This window comes from Williamwhitmania taraxaci (genome assembly GCF_900096565.1).
GTDB classification, from domain to species: domain Bacteria; phylum Bacteroidota; class Bacteroidia; order Bacteroidales; family Williamwhitmaniaceae; genus Williamwhitmania; species Williamwhitmania taraxaci.
In genome coordinates this window covers 1-1,128 of sequence record NZ_FMYP01000179.1, presented here as the reverse complement: position 1 = coordinate 1,128, position 1,128 = coordinate 1, and the positions used below count along the sequence as shown (strand labels likewise).

The following is a 1,128-nucleotide window of genomic DNA, read 5'->3' as shown; positions in this document are numbered from 1 at the left end:
GAGATATACCGGTTCATATCCTCGGGATAATCCCAAGCCAGCTTAATCACCTTATTGTCGATGGCAACGTTTTCGGTAATGATGGGAGCCGTTTTAATGGGTTTTATCCCCATACCAAATATCGAATCGCAGGGAGGACCGGTTTCGCCAAAGGCGCTGATGCCCCTTACACGATAGTAGTACATCGTATCGTTGCTGGTGAGCGAATCGTCCTTATGGATAAGCTCCGGCGAAACGCCCGCATCGGCAAGCTGCACCGTGCCGCTCTCAGTAATGGGAAGGTAAGTTTTGCCACCATCGTTCGACTTCTCCACCACATAGCTGTTGTAGATGTGTTTCAGATACTTGAAGTTCCAGGAGAGTTCAGCCTTCCTATCGCCCCACTCCGCCTTAAAATCCAAGGGTTTGGGCAAGGCCTGATACTCCGATATTCCGGTAAAAGCCGAAGCGGTATCGATGCGCACCGACGTATCGGGCTGCGAAATAAACACCTTGTAGAGATACTTCTCGTTGGGCTGCGCCGTTTTATCGGCAAAGTAGAGGCCCGATAGCTTCGCTGCCACAATGGATTGATCGGCTGCGTAGAGGGCAAAGCTAAAGCGGTGCTCGTCGTACTTATACTTCTTTACGGCAATAAAGGGGTTTCCGCCCGTGGGCACCCCACTGTACTCGTTGTTAAAGATGCACTCCCCCGCAATGGCCACGTACTTATTGTCCGACAGCGGTTCCCACTCTGCCAGCGGACGGGGCTTTAGCGGCTCCTTGGTTAGCTGGGTTGCGGTAATCTCCTTCGGTATTTTTCTATCGCGCAGAATGGTGTAGCGCACAACGGTGTAGCCATAGCTGTTCCCCACCTTCCATGTTTTTTGATCGACCGGAGCCCACCGCAGCAATATGGAATCCTTGCGCGGGCTGCAGAGCAGCTCTACACCGGCTTTTTGCGAGTAGCCTACACTACTCACTAGCAGTAGGGCAAATAAAAACGACGTGCAATACTTTATCATAACATCTTACTTCAAATCCAACGTAACTAAACACAGGAACAAAAACTGCCATAAAACTCCCCTGCCGGAGCGAAACTATCTCGGGACCGAGCGGAGCCATCCCAACGGGCAAAAGCCGTAAGCC

1 protein-coding gene is annotated in these 1,128 nt (G+C 51.5%); it reads right to left on the bottom strand.

What is annotated here, in order from left to right; genetic code table 11:
• Positions 1-1,004 (bottom strand): fibronectin type III domain-containing protein (locus BLS65_RS17815; protein ID WP_139180990.1); only part of this gene is annotated, 1,004 nt, incomplete at its 3' end.
• Positions 1,005-1,128 lie beyond the last annotated feature (124 nt).